Origin of the sequence: Aquisphaera insulae, from assembly GCF_011064615.1 — a bacterium.
Taxonomy (GTDB): domain Bacteria; phylum Planctomycetota; class Planctomycetia; order Isosphaerales; family Isosphaeraceae; genus Aquisphaera; species Aquisphaera insulae.
The window spans coordinates 1-16,413 of record NZ_JAALJH010000134.1 but is presented as its reverse complement, the minus strand read 5'-3'; the positions used below and the strand labels follow the sequence as shown (position 1 = coordinate 16,413).

General features: G+C 69.3%; 13 protein-coding genes. 11 read left to right on the top strand and 2 right to left on the bottom strand.

The annotated features are described in order from the left end of the window. Window positions 1-307: 307 nt before the first annotated feature. The gene (locus G6O54_RS34565; protein ID WP_165234726.1) at window positions 308-787 is read left to right on the top strand and encodes a type 1 glutamine amidotransferase domain-containing protein; all 480 of its coding nucleotides are present in this window, start codon (window positions 308-310) and stop codon (window positions 785-787) included. A gap of 463 nt (window positions 788-1,250) precedes the next feature. Here the strand turns inward: G6O54_RS34565 and G6O54_RS34560 are convergent, their stop codons facing one another. Further along, a complete protein-coding gene (locus G6O54_RS34560) occupies window positions 1,251-2,222 on the bottom strand; it encodes a peptidoglycan-binding domain-containing protein (protein WP_165234723.1) in 972 nt (323 codons plus the stop codon). Between the two features lie 699 nt (window positions 2,223-2,921). Here G6O54_RS34560 and G6O54_RS34555 point away from each other — a divergent pair. The 10 genes from G6O54_RS34555 to G6O54_RS34510 all read left to right on the top strand — a co-directional run bounded on the left by G6O54_RS34555 (window position 2,922) and on the right by G6O54_RS34510 (window position 15,605). Continuing rightward, a complete protein-coding gene (locus G6O54_RS34555) occupies window positions 2,922-3,803 on the top strand; it encodes a PIG-L deacetylase family protein (RefSeq protein WP_165234720.1) in 882 nt (293 codons plus the stop codon). A gap of 607 nt (window positions 3,804-4,410) precedes the next feature. After that, window positions 4,411-4,905, top strand: a complete 495-nt coding sequence (locus tag G6O54_RS34550; RefSeq protein ID WP_165234717.1) for a hypothetical protein — start codon at window positions 4,411-4,413, stop codon at window positions 4,903-4,905. A gap of 346 nt (window positions 4,906-5,251) precedes the next feature. After that, a complete protein-coding gene (locus G6O54_RS34545) occupies window positions 5,252-6,154 on the top strand; it encodes a PIG-L deacetylase family protein (protein ID WP_165234714.1) in 903 nt (300 codons plus the stop codon). 3 nt (window positions 6,155-6,157) lie between these two features. Next, complete coding sequence (locus G6O54_RS34540; protein ID WP_165234711.1) at window positions 6,158-7,462, top strand: MFS transporter; 1,305 nt, start codon at window positions 6,158-6,160, stop codon at window positions 7,460-7,462. A gap of 121 nt (window positions 7,463-7,583) precedes the next feature. Next, the gene (locus G6O54_RS34535; RefSeq protein WP_165234708.1) at window positions 7,584-8,351 is read left to right on the top strand and encodes a class I SAM-dependent methyltransferase; all 768 of its coding nucleotides are present in this window, start codon (window positions 7,584-7,586) and stop codon (window positions 8,349-8,351) included. Window positions 8,352-8,447: 96 nt separating this feature from the next. Continuing rightward, window positions 8,448-9,494 carry an amidohydrolase family protein gene (locus tag G6O54_RS34530; protein WP_165234705.1) on the top strand — a complete coding sequence of 349 codons (1,047 nt, stop codon included), beginning with the start codon at window positions 8,448-8,450 and terminating at the stop codon, window positions 9,492-9,494. Window positions 9,495-9,753: 259 nt separating this feature from the next. Beyond that, window positions 9,754-11,076 (top strand): Trx7/PDZ domain-containing (seleno)protein, encoded by a 1,323-nt coding sequence (locus tag G6O54_RS34525; protein ID WP_165234702.1) that lies wholly within the window; start codon window positions 9,754-9,756, stop codon window positions 11,074-11,076. Window positions 11,077-11,136: 60 nt separating this feature from the next. Beyond that, on the top strand, window positions 11,137-13,215 hold the full coding sequence (locus tag G6O54_RS34520; RefSeq protein WP_165234699.1) for a tetratricopeptide repeat protein: 2,079 nt from the start codon (window positions 11,137-11,139) through the stop codon (window positions 13,213-13,215). A 498-nt stretch (window positions 13,216-13,713) separates the two neighbouring features. Then, complete coding sequence (locus tag G6O54_RS34515; RefSeq protein WP_165234696.1) at window positions 13,714-14,460, top strand: hypothetical protein; 747 nt, start codon at window positions 13,714-13,716, stop codon at window positions 14,458-14,460. Between the two features lie 158 nt (window positions 14,461-14,618). Next, window positions 14,619-15,605 carry a nitrilase-related carbon-nitrogen hydrolase gene (locus G6O54_RS34510; RefSeq protein WP_165234693.1) on the top strand — a complete coding sequence of 329 codons (987 nt, stop codon included), beginning with the start codon at window positions 14,619-14,621 and terminating at the stop codon, window positions 15,603-15,605. Between the two features lie 141 nt (window positions 15,606-15,746). On the opposite strand, the gene G6O54_RS34505 is transcribed toward G6O54_RS34510, so the two are convergent. After that, on the bottom strand, window positions 15,747-16,413 hold a 667-nt coding region (locus G6O54_RS34505; RefSeq protein WP_165234690.1), incomplete at its 5' end, for a M90 metallopeptidase family protein.

Sequence of the window (16,413 nt, the reverse complement as noted above, 5' to 3'; positions counted from 1 at the left end):
CTCCGATGGCGGAAGGACGAGGCGCCGGCCCGCCTCGTCCTCCCCTCGCCTGGAGATCCGGGCTTGCCGTCGCGTGCTTGGGGCGGCTCCCCATCATGTCGCAATCCTCACGTACGCTGTCCGTACGGCATCAATACTCCTCGATGGCAATCGGTGGCGTCATCCGGTACGGTTCATTCCTCCCGGTCGCCGGGCGGCCGACGGATCCGCGGCGGGTTGCTTCCGTCGACTTCGCGGAGGATGCGATTGCACGAGATTCCGGGGAGTGCGATTCGACCTCAATGACGCGAACTCGAGGGGCGACACGATGAAGATACTCATGGTCCTGACCTCCCACGACCAGCTCGGCAATACGGGCCGCAAGACCGGCTTCTGGCTCGAGGAGTTCGCCGCGCCCTACTTCACGTTCCTCGACGCCGGGGCGGCCGTGACGCTCGCTTCGCCCAGGGGGGGACAGCCGCCGATCGACCCGGTCAGCGACGCACCGGAGGGGCAGACCGATTGGACGAGGCGCTTCAAGCAGGATCCCGCGGCGCAGGCCGCGCTCGCGAACACCACGCGGCTCGCCGAGGTCGCGCACGAGGGCTACGACACGGTCTTCTATCCGGGCGGGCACGGCCCGATGTGGGACCTCGCCGTGGAGGATGAGCTGAAGCGGCTCGGCGGGCTCTACGAGAAGGGAGAGGACTGGGCGAGCTTCGTCGTCACCGACGGGGAGCTCGTCACCGGCCAGAACCCGGCCTCGTCCCGGGCGGGGGCGCAAGCGCTGCTGAGACTCCTGGCCTGAACGGTGTAGATGGCCGCGAGAGCGGCCGGGGATGGGGAAATCCCAGTGGCGGCGCCGCTAGGAACTCAGGCCGCGAGACGAGGCATCGACCGACGTCCATTCTCCCGGCATCAACTCCTCCAGCGCCGCCACCTTCAGCAGACTCCGGAGCACCTGGCCGTCGTTCGATAGCTTCAGGCCCGAGCCCTCGCACGCCGCGCACGGGCGCGTCCTGGGCGAGCCGGGCCGCTCGGGTACTCGTCCGTGACCTTCGCAGAGCGCGCAAGGGACGAAGATCGGGATGGGTTCCATGGCGACACCTGCCTTCCGGATGCTGTGGGGTACGTTTGTATCGTATGCGATGCCGGCACGGAGCGGCAAGGGGGATTGGTCCCGGACGGGCGGTCGGGCGAGACCCGTTTCCATCGGCTTCCGGCTCGCCTCTCTCTCCCCGTTGCCCGGCAGGGGCTCGGACCGGCGCCGTTCAGCGGGCCCGTGCCGCCGCACTCCCGAGGCCGAAGCGCGGGGTGGGATCGCCGTTGTTGGCGATGTGGGCGGCGAAGCTCGCATAGCTGCTCGGGTTGAACAGGGAGCGGTCGGCCGGTTGGGTGTTGTACCGGGGCTCGAACTCGGAGAAGTGAGTCGTGTCGTTGTCGCCCGAGGTATTGGAGTCGTCGACCGAGTGCATACCCTCGTGAATAATGACGGCGACGCGCGACTCGGGCCCGATCCGGCCTCCGGTGAGGTCGACGGGCGTCGCCGTGAAGTCGCGAAAGGCCGGGCCGAAGAGGATGGTCCGGGAACCCGTGTTCGACTCGGCGGCCGTCTTCGCCCCGTTGAACGGGATCCCGTCCAGGAAGGTCGTGGCGCTCAGGTTCAGGACCCCGGCGATCTGCGTGAACGTGTTGATGATCCGGTCGATGTCCGCGACCGTGCGCGGCCGCCGGGGGCCGTCGACGGCCGAGCCGGGCGGCAGGAGCCGGAAGTGGGCGCGAAGCGCGTCGTCGACGAGGGTGGCGGTCGGAGCGGGGAGGATGTTGGCCTTGAGGAAGTTGAGGGCCAGCAAGGCCGAGGCGATCTTGCCGACGGCCCGGCCGGCGTCGCCTCGCGCGAGCGCGGCGCCGAAGTGGCCGTCGTGGGCCGTGTAGAAGGCGTTGGTCTCCTGGTCGAGCCGCCGGATCACTTGCTGGCCGGCGATCCCCACGTCGCGCGTGGGGAGGCCGAACCGCGACTCGCATTCGCGCACCGCCGCCTGCGTCTCCGACAGGTAGTTGTTGTTCTGGACGGGCGGCCTGCCGCTCACCCCGTGGTGCGGGACGTCGAAGCCGTTCAGGATGAGGGCGGCTTGCAACAGATGGACGGGCAGCCCGGTCTCTCCGGGCTTCATGGACGGGCTGTTGTTCTCGGCGCGCCGGATGCGCTCGTTGTCCCTCCACACGACCCACGAGAGTGCCATCGATCTCCTCCCTTAACGCGGGGCTCGGATATTCTCACTGATATACCTATCAACGCGGGCCGAAATTCCCGAAGGCGGAGATTGAGGGGCGAGCCTTCGGCCAAGGTCCCGATCCCAGCACGAACGAGGGGAATTCGGGGGAGCCGTCTCCCCCCAGCCCTGAGGATGCCGCGGAGGATCGGAATGACCCGTCGGATCCTTGACGAGCGCCGACCTCGCCAATAGCATCGGCGGCGTGGACGTCCCCTCGGCGAAGCATCTGGACGGAGCGATCCTGCACGTTCGAGACTTGTGGCGCACGAGTCCGAGCCGCTTCCTGCATGGGGGTGTGCGCCCGTCGTCCCTGATACGCTCCGGGTGGACTTCCGCGACAGGCAAAGTCGGAATTCGTGAGAAACGCGGTCCTGGCATCCCGCAGCTTCCACCCCGGGTGAGCCAACTTCGCTTTCCCGACAGTTCAGTGCGATTCCTGAAAGTCTCCATCGACGCCCGCAAGCTCGTCCCCGGCGGGACGGGGGCGTCATCCCAGGGAGATTCACCCTGGATGCGGGCGGCGTGCTCGGGCCGACCGCCCCGACGGCCCGGTCCGGCGACGATCAGGCGTTCTTCCCCAGGGCCGGCGGCGAGTTCCTCGGCGCCGATTCCTACTGAGACGGAGCCCCGCCAGTGATGTCATCTCGATCCATCCGGTGTGCCCTCATGCTCGCAACGTTGTCGGCCGCGGTCGTGGCGGCGATGCCGCCCGCTGCAAAGGCCGCGGAGCCGCTCCGCGTCATCGTCTTCGGGGCCCATCCCGACGACTGCGAGTACACCGCGGCCGGCACCGCGGCCCTCTGGGTCAAGGCGGGCTTCAAGGTGAAGTTCGTGGCGGTCACCAACGGCGACATCGGCCATCATCAGATGGCCGGGGCCATCCTGGCCCGGCGTCGGACCGAGGAGGTGAAGAAGTCCGGCGCGATCCTCGGCGCCGAGGTCGAGGTCCTGGACAACCACGACGGCGAGCTGCTGCCGACTCTCGAGAATCGGCGCACGATCGCCCGCAAGATCCGCGAGTGGAAGGCCGACGTCGTGGTCTCGCATCGGCCCAACGACTACCACCCCGACCACCGCTACACCGGCGTGCTCGTCCAGGACGCGGCGTTCATGGTGACCGTGCCGAGCTTCTGCCCGGACACCCCGGCGCTCCGCAAGAACCCGGTCTTCCTCTACTCCGAGGACGGGTTCAAGCGGCCCAACCCCTTCGCGCCCGACGTCGTGGTCCCCATCGACTCCGTCGCCAACCTGAAGATCGACACCTTCGACGCGATCGAGTCCCAGTTCTACGAGTGGAATCCCTGGCTGGCCGGCGAGGCCGACCAGGTGCCGAAGGACAAGGCCGAGCGGAAGCGATGGCTCGCCGCCGCGAACCTCCCCAACTTCGCCCGGACGGCCGACCGCTTCCGCCCCAAGCTGATCGAGGAGCTCGGCGAGGAGAAGGGCAAGGCCGTCAGGTACGCCGAGGCGTTCGAGGTCTGCGAGTACGGCACGCAGCCGACGAAGGACGAGCTGCGGCGGATCTTCCCGTTCGTCGGGAAGGATTGACGCGGGAAGTCGGCCCGGGCCGCGGGGGTCGTCCTCGTGATGGTAGCCGGCCGGAAATGTCCCGGGCCTCCGCCGGCTTCCTCTCACGCCCCTCTCACCGCCCACGACATCCGGACGAACGTCCGCCCGCCCCACGTCTGATGCTCGAAGTGCCGGGGCTTGAGCATCCAGACATCCTGGGCGAAGTCCATGGCCTGACGGTCCGCTATCTCGCCGGGCGGGATCTCGACGACGAGGGTGTCCGATGTCTGTCATCTCCTCGGCCGGAATGGTGCTCATGGTTCAATCCCCGGGTCGCGTCGCGGACCGTCCGATTGTCATTCCGTACGTCCTCCGCGGTCCCGGAGTCGAGTTTTCCAAAGGATCCGCGGCATCGCAGGGGCCGATGGATGTCCGGGCCACCGATTGGGCCGGGGCTCCGCCCGCCCCCCTGACAGCCGTTCGCCGCGGGGATACAATCGCGGCCGCCAAGGATCGTCGCCGCGCCGGCTTGCGAGTCCCGGCGGCGGAGGGACCCGGCGGGGGGATGTCTCGCCGCGTCGCGGAATTCCGTGGCTTCGCTTCCGGAAACGGTGCGAAGGGGGTAAGATCCCGCCGGGAGGGAGCCATGGACACCACGACGCTGTCGGAAACCGCCGTCGCCGTACTTCGCTTCGAGGTGAAGGGATACCGCTCGAGGGACCCGCGGGGCCGCCAGCAGGCGTACCGGGAACTGGAGGCGGCGGGGATCATGGAGCCGGTCCCGGGCGGCCCGGGATACCGGCTCACGTCGGCGGCCTTCGAGCGCCGGCACGAACTGCTTGCCGAGGCCGAGGACCGGATCGAGCGCAACCGCCTGGAGCCGCCGGACGTGAGCGGCCTGACCGAAGGCGCCCGCCGACTGATGGGCCGGATCACGTCCGGCGAGCGCGTCGAGATTACGGACTCGAACCGGTCGCTCTTCCGCGAGCTGGCGTCGTCGCGGGTCATCGACCTGATGAGCACATTCACCCGGGGCGGCGAATCCGCCTTCCGCTTCACCTACTGGGGATGGCATCTGCGGCACGAGCTCGTGAGATCGGCCGGTGCGAACGAATCGACGTGGCAGGGTATTCGGCGGTGATGCAGAGTGCAGCAGCCGGTGGCTCGTCGGGCCCATGACCGGAAGGCCCCGGGTTCCGATCCTGCCCTCGCGGTCATCACCCGCCTCGGGTCCCCTTCCTCATCGCCCTCAGGATTTCTCTCGCACCCTCGCGGATCGCGCCTGCTTCCCGTTGAGGAGCCCGATGCCCACGCCTTCTACGAGCCCGAGACGCGGCGGGCCGTCGCCGCAAGCCCCGCCCGCGCTGAACTTCGCCCGCCCCCTGACAGCCGTTCGCCGCGGGGATACAATCGCGGCCGGCGAGGCGATGGGTGGCGGTCCGCGTCGGTCCGGTCCGGTCCGTCGCGTCACGATCCGGGAGGCGATCATGCGGGCGATCCTGTCAATGGCGTTGGTCTTCGGCGCGTGCGGGCTCATGGCCGCCATGCCGTCCCCCGCGAGGTCCGCGGAGCCGCTCCGCGTCATCGTCTTCGGCCCCCATCCCGACGACTGCGAGCACGACGCCGGCGGGACGGCGGCGCTCTGGGTCAAGGCGGGCTTCAAGGTGAAGTTCGTGGCGGTCACCAACGGCGACATCGGCCATCATCAGATGGCGGGCGCGATCCTGGCCCGGCGCCGGACCGAGGAGGTGAAGAAGTCCGGCGCGATCCTCGGCGCGGAGGTCGAGGTCCTGGACAACCACGACGGCGAGCTGCTGCCGACGCTCGAGAATCGGCGGACGATCGCCCGCAAGATCCGCGAGTGGAAGGCCGACGTCGTGGTCTCGCCCCGGCCCAACGACTACCACCCCGACCACCGCTACACCGGCGTGCTCGTCCAGGACGCGGCGTTCATGGTGACCGTGCCGAGCTTCTGCCCGGACACCCCGGCGCTCCGCAAGAACCCGGTCTTCCTCTACGCCGAGGACGGCTTCAAGCGGCCCAACCCCTTCACGCCCGACGTCGTGGTCCCCATCGACTCCGTCGCGGACATGAAGATCGACGCGTTCGACGCGATCGAGTCCCAGTTCTACGAGTGGGAACCCTGGCTGGGCGGCTACACCGACCAGGTGCCGAAGGACAAGGCCGAGCGGAAGCGATGGCTCGCCACCACGAACCTGCCCGTCTTCGCCCGGACGGCCGACCGCTTCCGCCCCAAGCTGATCGAGGAGCTCGGCGAGGAGAAGGGCAAGGCCGTCAAGTACGCCGAGGCGTTCGAGGTCTGCGAGTACGGCACGCAGCCGACGAAGGACGAGCTGCGGCGGATCTTCCCGTTCGTCGGGAAGGATTGACGCGTGGCCTCGACGCGGGAGGACTCCGACGAAGCGGCCGCCACCGTGCCGCCGGCGGCCGCGCGCCGGCGGCGGGATGCCCGATGGCGGCTGCTCGTGCTGGCGATGGCCGCCATCCTGGTCAACGAGTTCAGCCGCATCGGCATGCCGGTGGCGGGCGACCTGCGGATCATGGAGCGATACGGGATCGCCCCCGACTCCATGGGGCTGATCTACTCCGCCTTCCTTCTGGGCTACACCCTCTTCATGACCCCCGGCGGCCTCCTCATCGACCGGATCGGCCCGCGCCGGGCGATCACCCTGATGGGGCTGAGCACCGCCCTGTTCGCGGCCCTGACCGGCGGGGTCGGCCTGGCGTTCGCGGCGGGAGGAGCCTTCTGGTGGTCCCTGGCCGTGGTGCGGTTCCTGATGGGGGTGTGCTCGGCGCCGCTCTTCCCCGCGACGGCGGCCTTCGCGCGGTCGTGGTTCCCGCCCGGCCAGCGGGCCTTCGCCAACGGCCTGATCGGCGGCGCCGCGCCCCTGGGCGTCGCGCTCGCCTACCCGGCCTTCGGCGCGGCGGTGCGCCGGCTCGACTGGCCCGGGGCGTTCTTCCTCGTCGCGGCCGCGACCGCCGTGCTGACCCTGATCTGGGCGCTCGCCGCGACCGATCACCCGGACGATTCCCACCTCGCCGGCGCCCCCGGCGGCGATGGCGAGTGCATCGAGGCGGCGGGCGGTTGGCGGGCCGCGCTGGGCGATCGCGGCCTGCTCCTCGTGACGGCCAGCTACGCGGCGGCCGGCTACTTCGACTTCCTCTTCTTCTACTGGATGAACCACTACTTCCGGTCCGTGCTCAAGCTGGGCGATGCGGACTGGTACGCCTCGCTGCCGCCGCTGGCGATGACCGTGGGGATCCCGCTGGGGGGCTGGCTGTCCGACCGGCTGTCGAGGTCGTACGGCCCGGCCGCCCGGAACTGGGTGGTGGCCGGCGGCATGGTCGTGAGCGCGGCGTGCCTGATCCCGGGCGTGCTCTCGTCCAGCCCGGCGGCCATCGTCGCGTGGTTCTCGCTGGCGCTCGGCGCGATCGGGATCAGCGAGAGCACCTTCTGGATCGTCGCCATGGAGCGAGGCGGCCGCTACCGCGGCACGGCCGCCGCGCTCATGAACACCGCAGGCAACGTCGGCGGCATGATCGCCCCCGCCCTCACGCCCTGGATCGGCGTCCGCTACGGCTGGTCCCCTGCCCTGGCCCTCGGCGGCCTGATCGGACTCCTGGGCGCCACCTGCTGGCTCTTCATCCCGGTCGACGAGGAGCGCGCGGGGCCTTGAAACGGCGACGGGGGCTGCGGGCGAAGGGACGGTCGAAGAGCGGAAGGTCTCGCGGGACGATGGATGGCATCTGGGCTACGCCAACTGGCGGTCGTCAAGGCGATCAACTCTGGATCATCACATGAGCTCTTCTCCACCTCGTCGCGGCGAATACGGCTTCGATGCGCCTTACGCCCCGCTGTTCATGGCCCTCGGCGGGGCGTGCCTGCTCGCGCTCTGCGGGTTGCGGCTGCGGGAAGGCCCGGGCGGGGCGCCCATGGCCCATCGAGTCTCCGTGGCGGGGCTGGCCTTCGGTGCGTCCTGGCTGTTCCTCAACGCGGGCCTCTTCGTCTACACCACGCGCGTGGGCAAGTTCGCGGTCTGGGCCGAGCTGCTCGACGAGATCGGGCTGGAGGGGGACGAGCGGCTGCTCGACATCGGCTGCGGCCGCGGGGCCGTGCTCCTGATGGCCGCCCGGCGGCTGCCGCGCGGGCGGGCCGTCGGCCTCGACCACTGGAGCACGGCCGACCAATCCGGGAACGCCGAGCGGGTGACCCTGAGGAACGCCGCGCTCGAGGGTGTGGCCGATCGGGTCGAGCTGCGGACCGGCGACATGCGCGAGCTGCCGTTCGCCGACGAGTCGTTCGACGTCGTGGTCAGCTCGCTGGCGATCCACAACGTCCCCGCCGCGGCCGGGCGCACGAAGGCCGTCTGCGAGGCCGCCCGCGTCCTCAAGCGGGGAGGGAAGCTGGCGATCGTCGACATGCGCCACGACCGGGCCTACGCCGCCGACCTCGAGGCCTGCGGGCTGAAGATCACGGGCCACCGGTCGCTCGGCCATCGCTTCTGGTACGGCTTCGGCCCCTGGGTGGGGGCCCGGCTGGTCGCCGCGACGAAGCCCACGAGCTGATCCGAGGCCCCGGACGGAGGCATCGCCCTTCCCCGTCGAGTCGGCTATCCTGGGCGTCACATCGAGCCAGGCACCCTTCCGGAATCGAGGTGGTAGATGCTCACGCGGAGAGACTTCCTCAGGCTGGCGCCCGCACCGTTCCTGCTCCGCCCGGCCCTCGCCCTCGCGGCCGAGGGATTCGAGCGGATCGACTCCCACTTCCACATCCATCGGGATGCGCCGGCGGTCTTCGACAGCCTGAAGGCCTCCGGCTGGAGCGGCCTGGACCTGTGCGTCTGCCCGGTGGCGGGGGATGAGCCGTTCGACCTCGAAGCGAAGCTGGACGCGACCTCGAAGGGTTCGCGGGCGAGCGGCGGCCGGGTGGCCTGGGCGTCGACCATCGACGCCCGGGGGTTCGAATCGAAAGACTTCACCGACCGCGCGATCGCCCGCGTCCTCAGGACCTTCGACGACGGCGCGATCGGGGTGAAGATCTGGAAGAACATCGGGATGTCGATCCGCGGCAAGGCGGGCGCGTACCTCCTGCCCGACGACCCCGCGCTCCTCCCCATCTACGAGGCCATCCAGAAGGCGGGCAGGACGCTCGTCGCCCACCTGGCGGAGCCGGACGGGGCGTGGCTCCCCCTGGACGAGAAGAACCCCGAGTTCCCCTACTACTCGAAGAACCCCCAGTGGCACATGCTGGGCAAGGGGACGCCGCCGAAGGAGGACATCCTCAAGGCCCGCGACCGGATCCTGGCGACGTTCCCGAAGCTCCGGGTCGTCGGATGCCACCTCGGCAGCGATGAAGATCACCTGGACCGGCTGGCGCACCGCCTCGACACGTTCCCGAACTTCGCCGTCGACACCGCCGCCCGCACCCGCTACTTCGCCCGCGGGGATCGCGGGGCCGTCATCGCCTTCCTCACGAAGTATCAGGATCGCATCCTGTATGCGACCGATTACAGCCTCCGGCAGACCGACCCGGCGGCCGGCGCCCGGGCACTCCTGGCGGATCATGATCGGGACATCGCGTTCTATGCCGGCGAGGCCGAGATGGACTACGAGGGACGCCCGACGCGCGGCCTCGGCCTCCCGGACGCGATCCTCCGCAAGCTCTTCCGCGAGAACGCCCGCCGCTGGCTGCCCGGGATCGGCGTCTGAGCAATGACTCGCGGGGGCAGGCCGGGCCTCGACCCCATGTGCTCACGTCCGCCGACGTGGGCCGCGCGGAGCCCTGAAGCGGCGACGTTGTCTGCCTCGTGATCGCCGATCTCTTTGAGATTCGATGAGCCGCCTTCGGGCGAAGGCTCGATTCGGTCGCGTTTCCTCTCCGGCCTGGTAGTATGGGGACGCCCCGTCGAGGGGCGGCCGTGTCCCGATCGATCCGCGGCATGACGATGACTCCAACGGGAGGCCCTCGATGCGAACCTGGCTCGCCGTGCTCGGGCTCTTCTTCGTGTGCTCCTCCCTCCGGGCCCAGGCCCAGGCCCAGGACCGTGAGACCAGGGTCCGCAACGACCGGGAGGCGTTCCGGGACTCGCAGGACTGGATCTACAACGACCTCGACGCGGCCCGGCGGTCCGCGACGGAGGCCGGCAAGCCGCTCCTGGTCGTCTTCCGCTGCGTGCCGTGCGTGGCCTGCCAGAAGTTCGACGACGAGGTGGCCCGCCGCGACCCGATCATCCGGGATCTGCTCGAGCACTTCGTCTGCGTCCGGATCGTCCAGGCGAACGCCATCGACCTGTCCCACTTCCAGCACGACTTCGACCTGTCGTTCGCCGTCTACCTGATCCACCCCGACCTGACCATCTACGGGCGGTTCGGGACCCGCTCCGAGCGGCCCGAGTCCGAGGACATCTCGCTGAAGGGGCTGCGCAAGGCGATGGAGGCGGCCCTGCGGATGCACCGGGAGGATCGGGCCGTCCGGGCGTCGCTCGCGGGCAAGCAGGTCCGCCCGGCCCGCTTCAAGGTCCCGACCGACTATCCCAGCCTGTCCGGGAAGTACGGGGCGGCGCTGAACTACGAGGGCCAGGTGACGAAGAGCTGCATCCACTGCCATCAGGTGCGGGAAGCCGAGCGGCTCGTGTACCGGACGGCGGGCCAGCCGCTCCCCGACGAGGTGCTGTATCCCTACCCCGATCCCGCCGTCCTGGGCCTGAAGCTGGACCCGAACGGCATGGCGACCGTCGAGCGGGTTCGCGACGGTTCGATCGCCGGCCGGGCCGGCCTGAAGGTCGGCGATGAGATCGCCACCCTGGCGGGGCAGCCGCTGATCTCCATCGCCGACGTGCAGTGGGTGCTGCAGAACACCCCGAGGTCGGCGCGGGTCCCCGCACAGGTCCGCCGCGACGGCAAGACGCTGGACCTGACCCTCGACCTGCCGGCTGGCTGGCGGCGGGGCGACATCTCCTGGCGGGCCACGACGTGGGACCTGCGGCGGATGGGGCTCGGCGGCCTCAGGCTCGCGGACCTCACCGACGAGCAGCGAGCCGGCGTGAAGCGGCCGGGGGACGCGATGGCGCTCAAGGTGGAGCACGTCGGGGAGTATGGCGAGCACGCCGTCGCCAAGCGGGCCGGGTTCCGCAAGGGGGACCTGATCGTCTCCTTCGACGGCAAGGCCGGGCGGATGTCCGAGTCCGACCTGCTGGGATACGTCCTCCAGCAGAAGAAGCCGGGCGACGAGGTGAGCGTGACCGTCCTCCGCGACGGCGGAGAGACGACGCTGCGGTTCGCCCTCCGGTGAGGGCGACGCCGGCCGATGCGGGCCCGCCCCGGCCAGCCGTACGGACGAGGTCGACGAACGATGCCCACGAACTCCGAGCTCCTGGCCGCCGCGATCGCCCACCATCGCGCGGGGCGGCCGCGGGACGCCGAGGGCCTCTACCGAGAGATCCTCGAGGCCGATCCGGCGGACCCCGACGCCTGGCACCTGCTGGGCGTCGTCGCCTGCCAGGGCGGACGTCACGAGGAGGGCGAGCATTGCATCCGATCCGCCCTGCAAATCAGGCCCGACTGGGCCGAGGCCGAGTTCAACCTGGCCAACGCACTCAGGGACCAGACGAGGCTCGCCGAGGCCGCCGACGGCTATCGACGCGCCTTGACGCTCAACCCCGGCTTCGCGGCGGCGGCCTATCAGCTTGGCCACGCGCTCCGCGGGCTGGGAGATGCCGAGGGGGCCGTCGATGCCTACCGACGTGCCCTGGAATCGCGGCCGGATCATGCCGCCGCGCATCATGACCTTGGCAACCTCCTCGCGAACATGGGGCGGCTCGACGAGGCGACGGTCCGCCTGGGACGCGCGGTGGAGCTGGCCCCCGGATCCGCGCCCGCCCACAACAACCTCGGCCTCGTCCACTGGAAGGCCGGGCGGCTCGACGAGGCGGAAGCCTCGTTCCGCCGCGCGCTCCTCCTGGACGACGGCCTGGCCGAGGTGCACAACAACCTGGGGAACGTGCTCCAGGACCGGGGCCGGCTCGACGAGGCCGCGGCGGCCTACGAGCGGTCGATCGCATGCCGGCCGGACTATGCCGACGCGCACAACAACCTCGGGATCGCGCTGCGGGAGCGAGGGTGCCTCTCCGATGCCCTGGCCTGCTTTCGTCGCGCGATCGAGCTCGATCCCGGCCTCGCCGCGGCGGAGAGCAATTTCCTCTATGCCCTGATCTTCGACCCGGACCAGACGCCGCGATCCATCCGGGACGAGCACGTCCGCTGGAGCCGCCGCCACGCCGAGCCCCTGGCGCGATCGATCGAGCCTCACGCCAACGTCCGCGACGAGGACCGCCGGCTCCGCGTCGGCTACGTCTCCCCGGACTTTCGCGATCACGCGGTGTCGATCTTCGTGCGCCCGCTCCTCGAGGCCCACGACCGTCGCGATTTCGAGGTCGTCTGCTACGCGGACGTCCTCCGGCCCGACCCGGTCACCGCCAGGCTTCGCGCCCTGGCCGACGCCTGGCGCGAGACCGCGGGGCTGACCGACGAGCAGCTCGCCGGGCTGATCCGCGAGGATCGGATCGACATCCTCGTGGACCTCACGATGCACATGGGGCGGAACCGCCTGCTCGCGTTCGCGCGCAGGCCGGCGCCCGTGCAGGTCTGCTGGCTCGCCTACCTGGGGACGACGGGCCTCGCGACGATCGATTACCGCTTCACCGACCGCTTCGTCGATCCGCCGGGGGAGCATGACGGCGATTACGTCGAGCGGTCGTTCCGGCTCCCGGATGCGATCTGGTGTTACGACTCGCTCGCGGGCGGGCCGGCCGTGAATCGGCTCCCGGCCCTCGATCGCGGGCACGTCACCTTCGGCTGCCTCAACAACTTCTGCAAGGTCAACGAAGGCGTGCTGGCGCTCTGGGCGCGGGTCCTGAACGCCGTCGAGGGCTCGACCCTGCTCCTGCTGGCTCCCGAGGGTTCGGCCCGCGAGCGGACCTCGGGGATCCTGAGGCGGGCGGGGATCGGCCGCGAGCGCCTGACGTTCGTCGGCCGGGGGCCGCGGGCGTCCTACCTGGAGCGGCATCATCATATCGACATCTCACTCGACACGTTCCCCTACGCCGGCGGGACGACCAGCCTGGACGCCTTCTGGATGGGGGTCCCCGTCGTCAGCCTGATCGGCACCACCGCGCCGGGGCGGGCGGGGCACTCGCTGCTTTCTCACGTCGGCCTGCCGGAGCTTGCGGCGGAGACGCCGGACCGATTCGTGAGCATCGCGGTCGAGCTTGCCGGCGATCTCCCGCGGCTCGCCGGCCTCCGCGAGGCCCTTCGCCCACGGCTCCAGTCCTCGCCCCTGATGGACCCGCCCCGCTTCGCCCGCGGCGTCGAGCACGCCTACCGGGCGATGTGGCGCGAATGGTGCGTGGGGGCGTCCCAGATGCCGGGATGAGATGGCGACAGCGGCTGAGGGCACCCCTGGCGCCCCGGGAAAAGAAACCCAGGAACTCGAGATGGGGAGGTGAAGTGTAGAATAGACCGATCCCTGTCTGCTAACATCGGGAGACGAGCCGCGACCAATCAAGCATGCGGTTATCCTATGCAGTTCAACATGGAAATCCTTGGGCCTCAGCGTCGCTACTTCGTGCTCCGTGTCTCGCCGCCAACGACTTTCGCAGCGAAGAGAAGTTTGTCCAGAGACAGCGAAGTACCGACTTTTCAGCCATTTGACGAGGATCTCCCACTTCAGTCGGGCTACTATTCCTTCGTCATCGACGCGGATGGTCATTTCCGCGTGAAATGGGGCAATACCAGCTCTCACGGCTCGTTGGTCAAGCATCGTCGAGTCGCGACCGCAGGCCACTTCAGGATCGGTCCCCGGGGTCGTCTGGTCGAGGTGAAGTGCATCAGTCGCGACTATCGGGTTCGCTTTGTCGATGAGCGAGATCGGATGGTCAGGTATACGATCGAGCAGTTTGCCAGGCACCCCGCGTTCGACGTGAGCCAGCACGCGATTTTTGCGTTCAAGCGTGATGGATATGGTAACTTCCTCGTCGTTGATGCGAATGGGTGTCCATTAAGCGAAGAGGAACGAAGCAGGAAGCTCTCGCTCTCGGAGTCCGATGGACTGGCCGTACTTCCGTGTGCTCGCTTCGCCGAGCATCAGGTCGAATCCTTCTCGACGTACAGTCCGAGCCCTCCGCCGAGGCTCTATTCGGTGCGACTCGATCAATCGATCGTGGCGATCGAGGAGGACGGGTCGTTCGAAGTCCCGGATGTGGGCGAGCCGTGCCCCAGGCTTGCTCCGGGCCAGGACGTTCGGTACGCCGGGAGGGTGAATTTCGTCATCGACCGCGAGGGCTGGCTGATTGTAGGATCGAGGCACCATCACATTCTTTCAGGTAATGATGAGGTCGGAGGGGCCGGGTATCTCGTCTTCGGCGACGATGGAACGGTAGGGGAGGTGAATTTGAACTTCAGCGGACATTATCGTCCTCCCCTCTCCGCGGGATATGTGAGGTACGTCTATCGAGGGCTGAGGTCACATCCGCTCTTGCTGTTCGCTCCGCGCCCGGAAGTCAATGGTCGAGTGTTCGATGAGGAGTCCCAGCGCACATCGCGGATCCGATTTACCACGGCAGAGTTGGAGAGCGACGACGCGGCGCTCGATGAGCTGATCGAGAGGCTCCTCATTTGATCATGGCAACAGTCCAGGGCGGTGCTCGGGCGTTGTCATCGGGAACTGCGGTCCGTGTTGATCCAGTTTGACCCCGCCGACCGCAAGTGGAGACGATCCTCGGACGCTGAGTCGAGGCATCCACCCGGCCCGCCTCCACCCCCCCGAGGAATCGACGCATGCGGGACATCCGGATCGCGGCCGCGCAGTTCGAGCATCGCGACGGCGACAAGGCTTATAACCTGGGCCGGATCCGCGAGCTGACCCGCCGCGCGGCGGGGCTCGGGGCGGAGGTCGTCTGCTTCCACGAGTGCAGCATCACGGCCTATACCTTCCTCCAGACGCTCTCGCGTGAGGAGCTCGACGCGCTGGCCGAGCCGGTGCCGGATGGCCCCTCGACGGCGGCCCTGATCGAGATCGCCCGCGAGTCGGGCGTGGTGGTGATGGCCGGGCTGATCGAGCGCGAGCCGGACGGGCGGCTCTACAAGAGCTACGTGGCGGTCGGCCCCGAGGGATACATCACCAACTACCACAAGCTGCACCCGTTCATCAGCCCCCACCTGACGCCGGGCCGCGGCTATCGCGTCGTCGAGATCCGGGGGGTGAAGTTCGGGTTCCTGATCTGCTACGACAACAACCTGCCGGAGAACGTCCGGGCCACGGCCCTGCTCGGCGCCGAGGTCGTCGTGATGCCGCACGTGACCGGCTGCACGCCGTCCCCGATGCCGGGCCGGGGGCCGGTGGACCCGGCCCTCTGGGACAATCGCGACCGCGACCCGGCGCGGCTCCGCATGGAGTTCGACGGTCCGAAGGGCCGCGGCTGGATGATGCGCTGGCTGCCGGCGCGGGCCTGGGAGAACGGCGTCTTCGCGGTCTTCGCGAACAACATCGGCCGCGACTTCGACACGATCAAGCCGGGCCTGGCGATGGTCCTGGACCCGAGCGGCGAGGTCCTCGCGGAGAGCCACGCCCTCGGCGACGACGTCGTGGTCGCCCTGCTGACGGCGTCTGCCCTGGAGCAGGCCCCCGGCCGCCGCTACCTCCGCGCCCGCCGGCCGGAGCTCTACGGCGAGCTCGTCGCCCCCCACCCCGAGGGCCGAAAGGCCGCGACCGTCCCGGGCTGGCGGCTGGCATACGAGGCGGATGAAGGCCCGGGGCGTGAGTGATCCGGGCCCGGGGAAGCCCGCAGGCGCGATCGCCGGGGCGAGGTCGTTGATGGCGGGGTCGCGTGAGGTGCTATAGGCCTTCTCTCGGTGCGGAGAGCCGCGGAATCCGGACCAGGATCGGATCGGGCCCCGGTGTCCCCCCTACCGGTCGGCCCGGGGGAGCTCCCAGAGTCTTTGGAGCAACTCGGCCATGCCGGGATCGTGCTTCCGGAGCTCCGGGCGGACGAACGGGTAGAAGTCATTGGTGCCGAAGAACGCCTCGCTGGACTCGGCGAAGTATTCCTTCGGGTTCCGGGCCGCATAGGCCTGGCCCTGCCGGCCGGTGGCCGTCAACACCGACTCGAAGAGCCCCGCCGCCTTCGCGTGCCGGAAGGCGGCGTGGATGTCGGGGTTCTCGAATCCCCCCTCGATGAACTGGTCGTGATATCCGTGGGCCAGCTCGTGCAGGACCATCCAGGGCTGATCCTCGGCCCATTTCAGGAAATTCCGGGCGTTGGCGAGCTCGACGCAGCGAGCCTTCTCCGGGTTCATGCCGTGTTCCCGCAGCCAGTCGACGCTGGGGTGGTAGGTCATGCAGGGATTCTGGGATGTTTCCTCGACCCAGATGTGCATGGTCCGCAGCTTCGCCAGGGGGCCGGGGGGGACGCGCCAGGCGACCTGAAAGAGCTGATGGCCCAGCAGGGCGAGCGTCCGGTCTGCCAGGTCGGGCTGGCCGGCGAGGAGGCCCTTGTTGACCAGGACGGTCCAGCCCTCGATCTCGCGCGCCTGGTACTGGGTGGTCGGTTCGTAGGGGGGCGTCGGCTCCCCG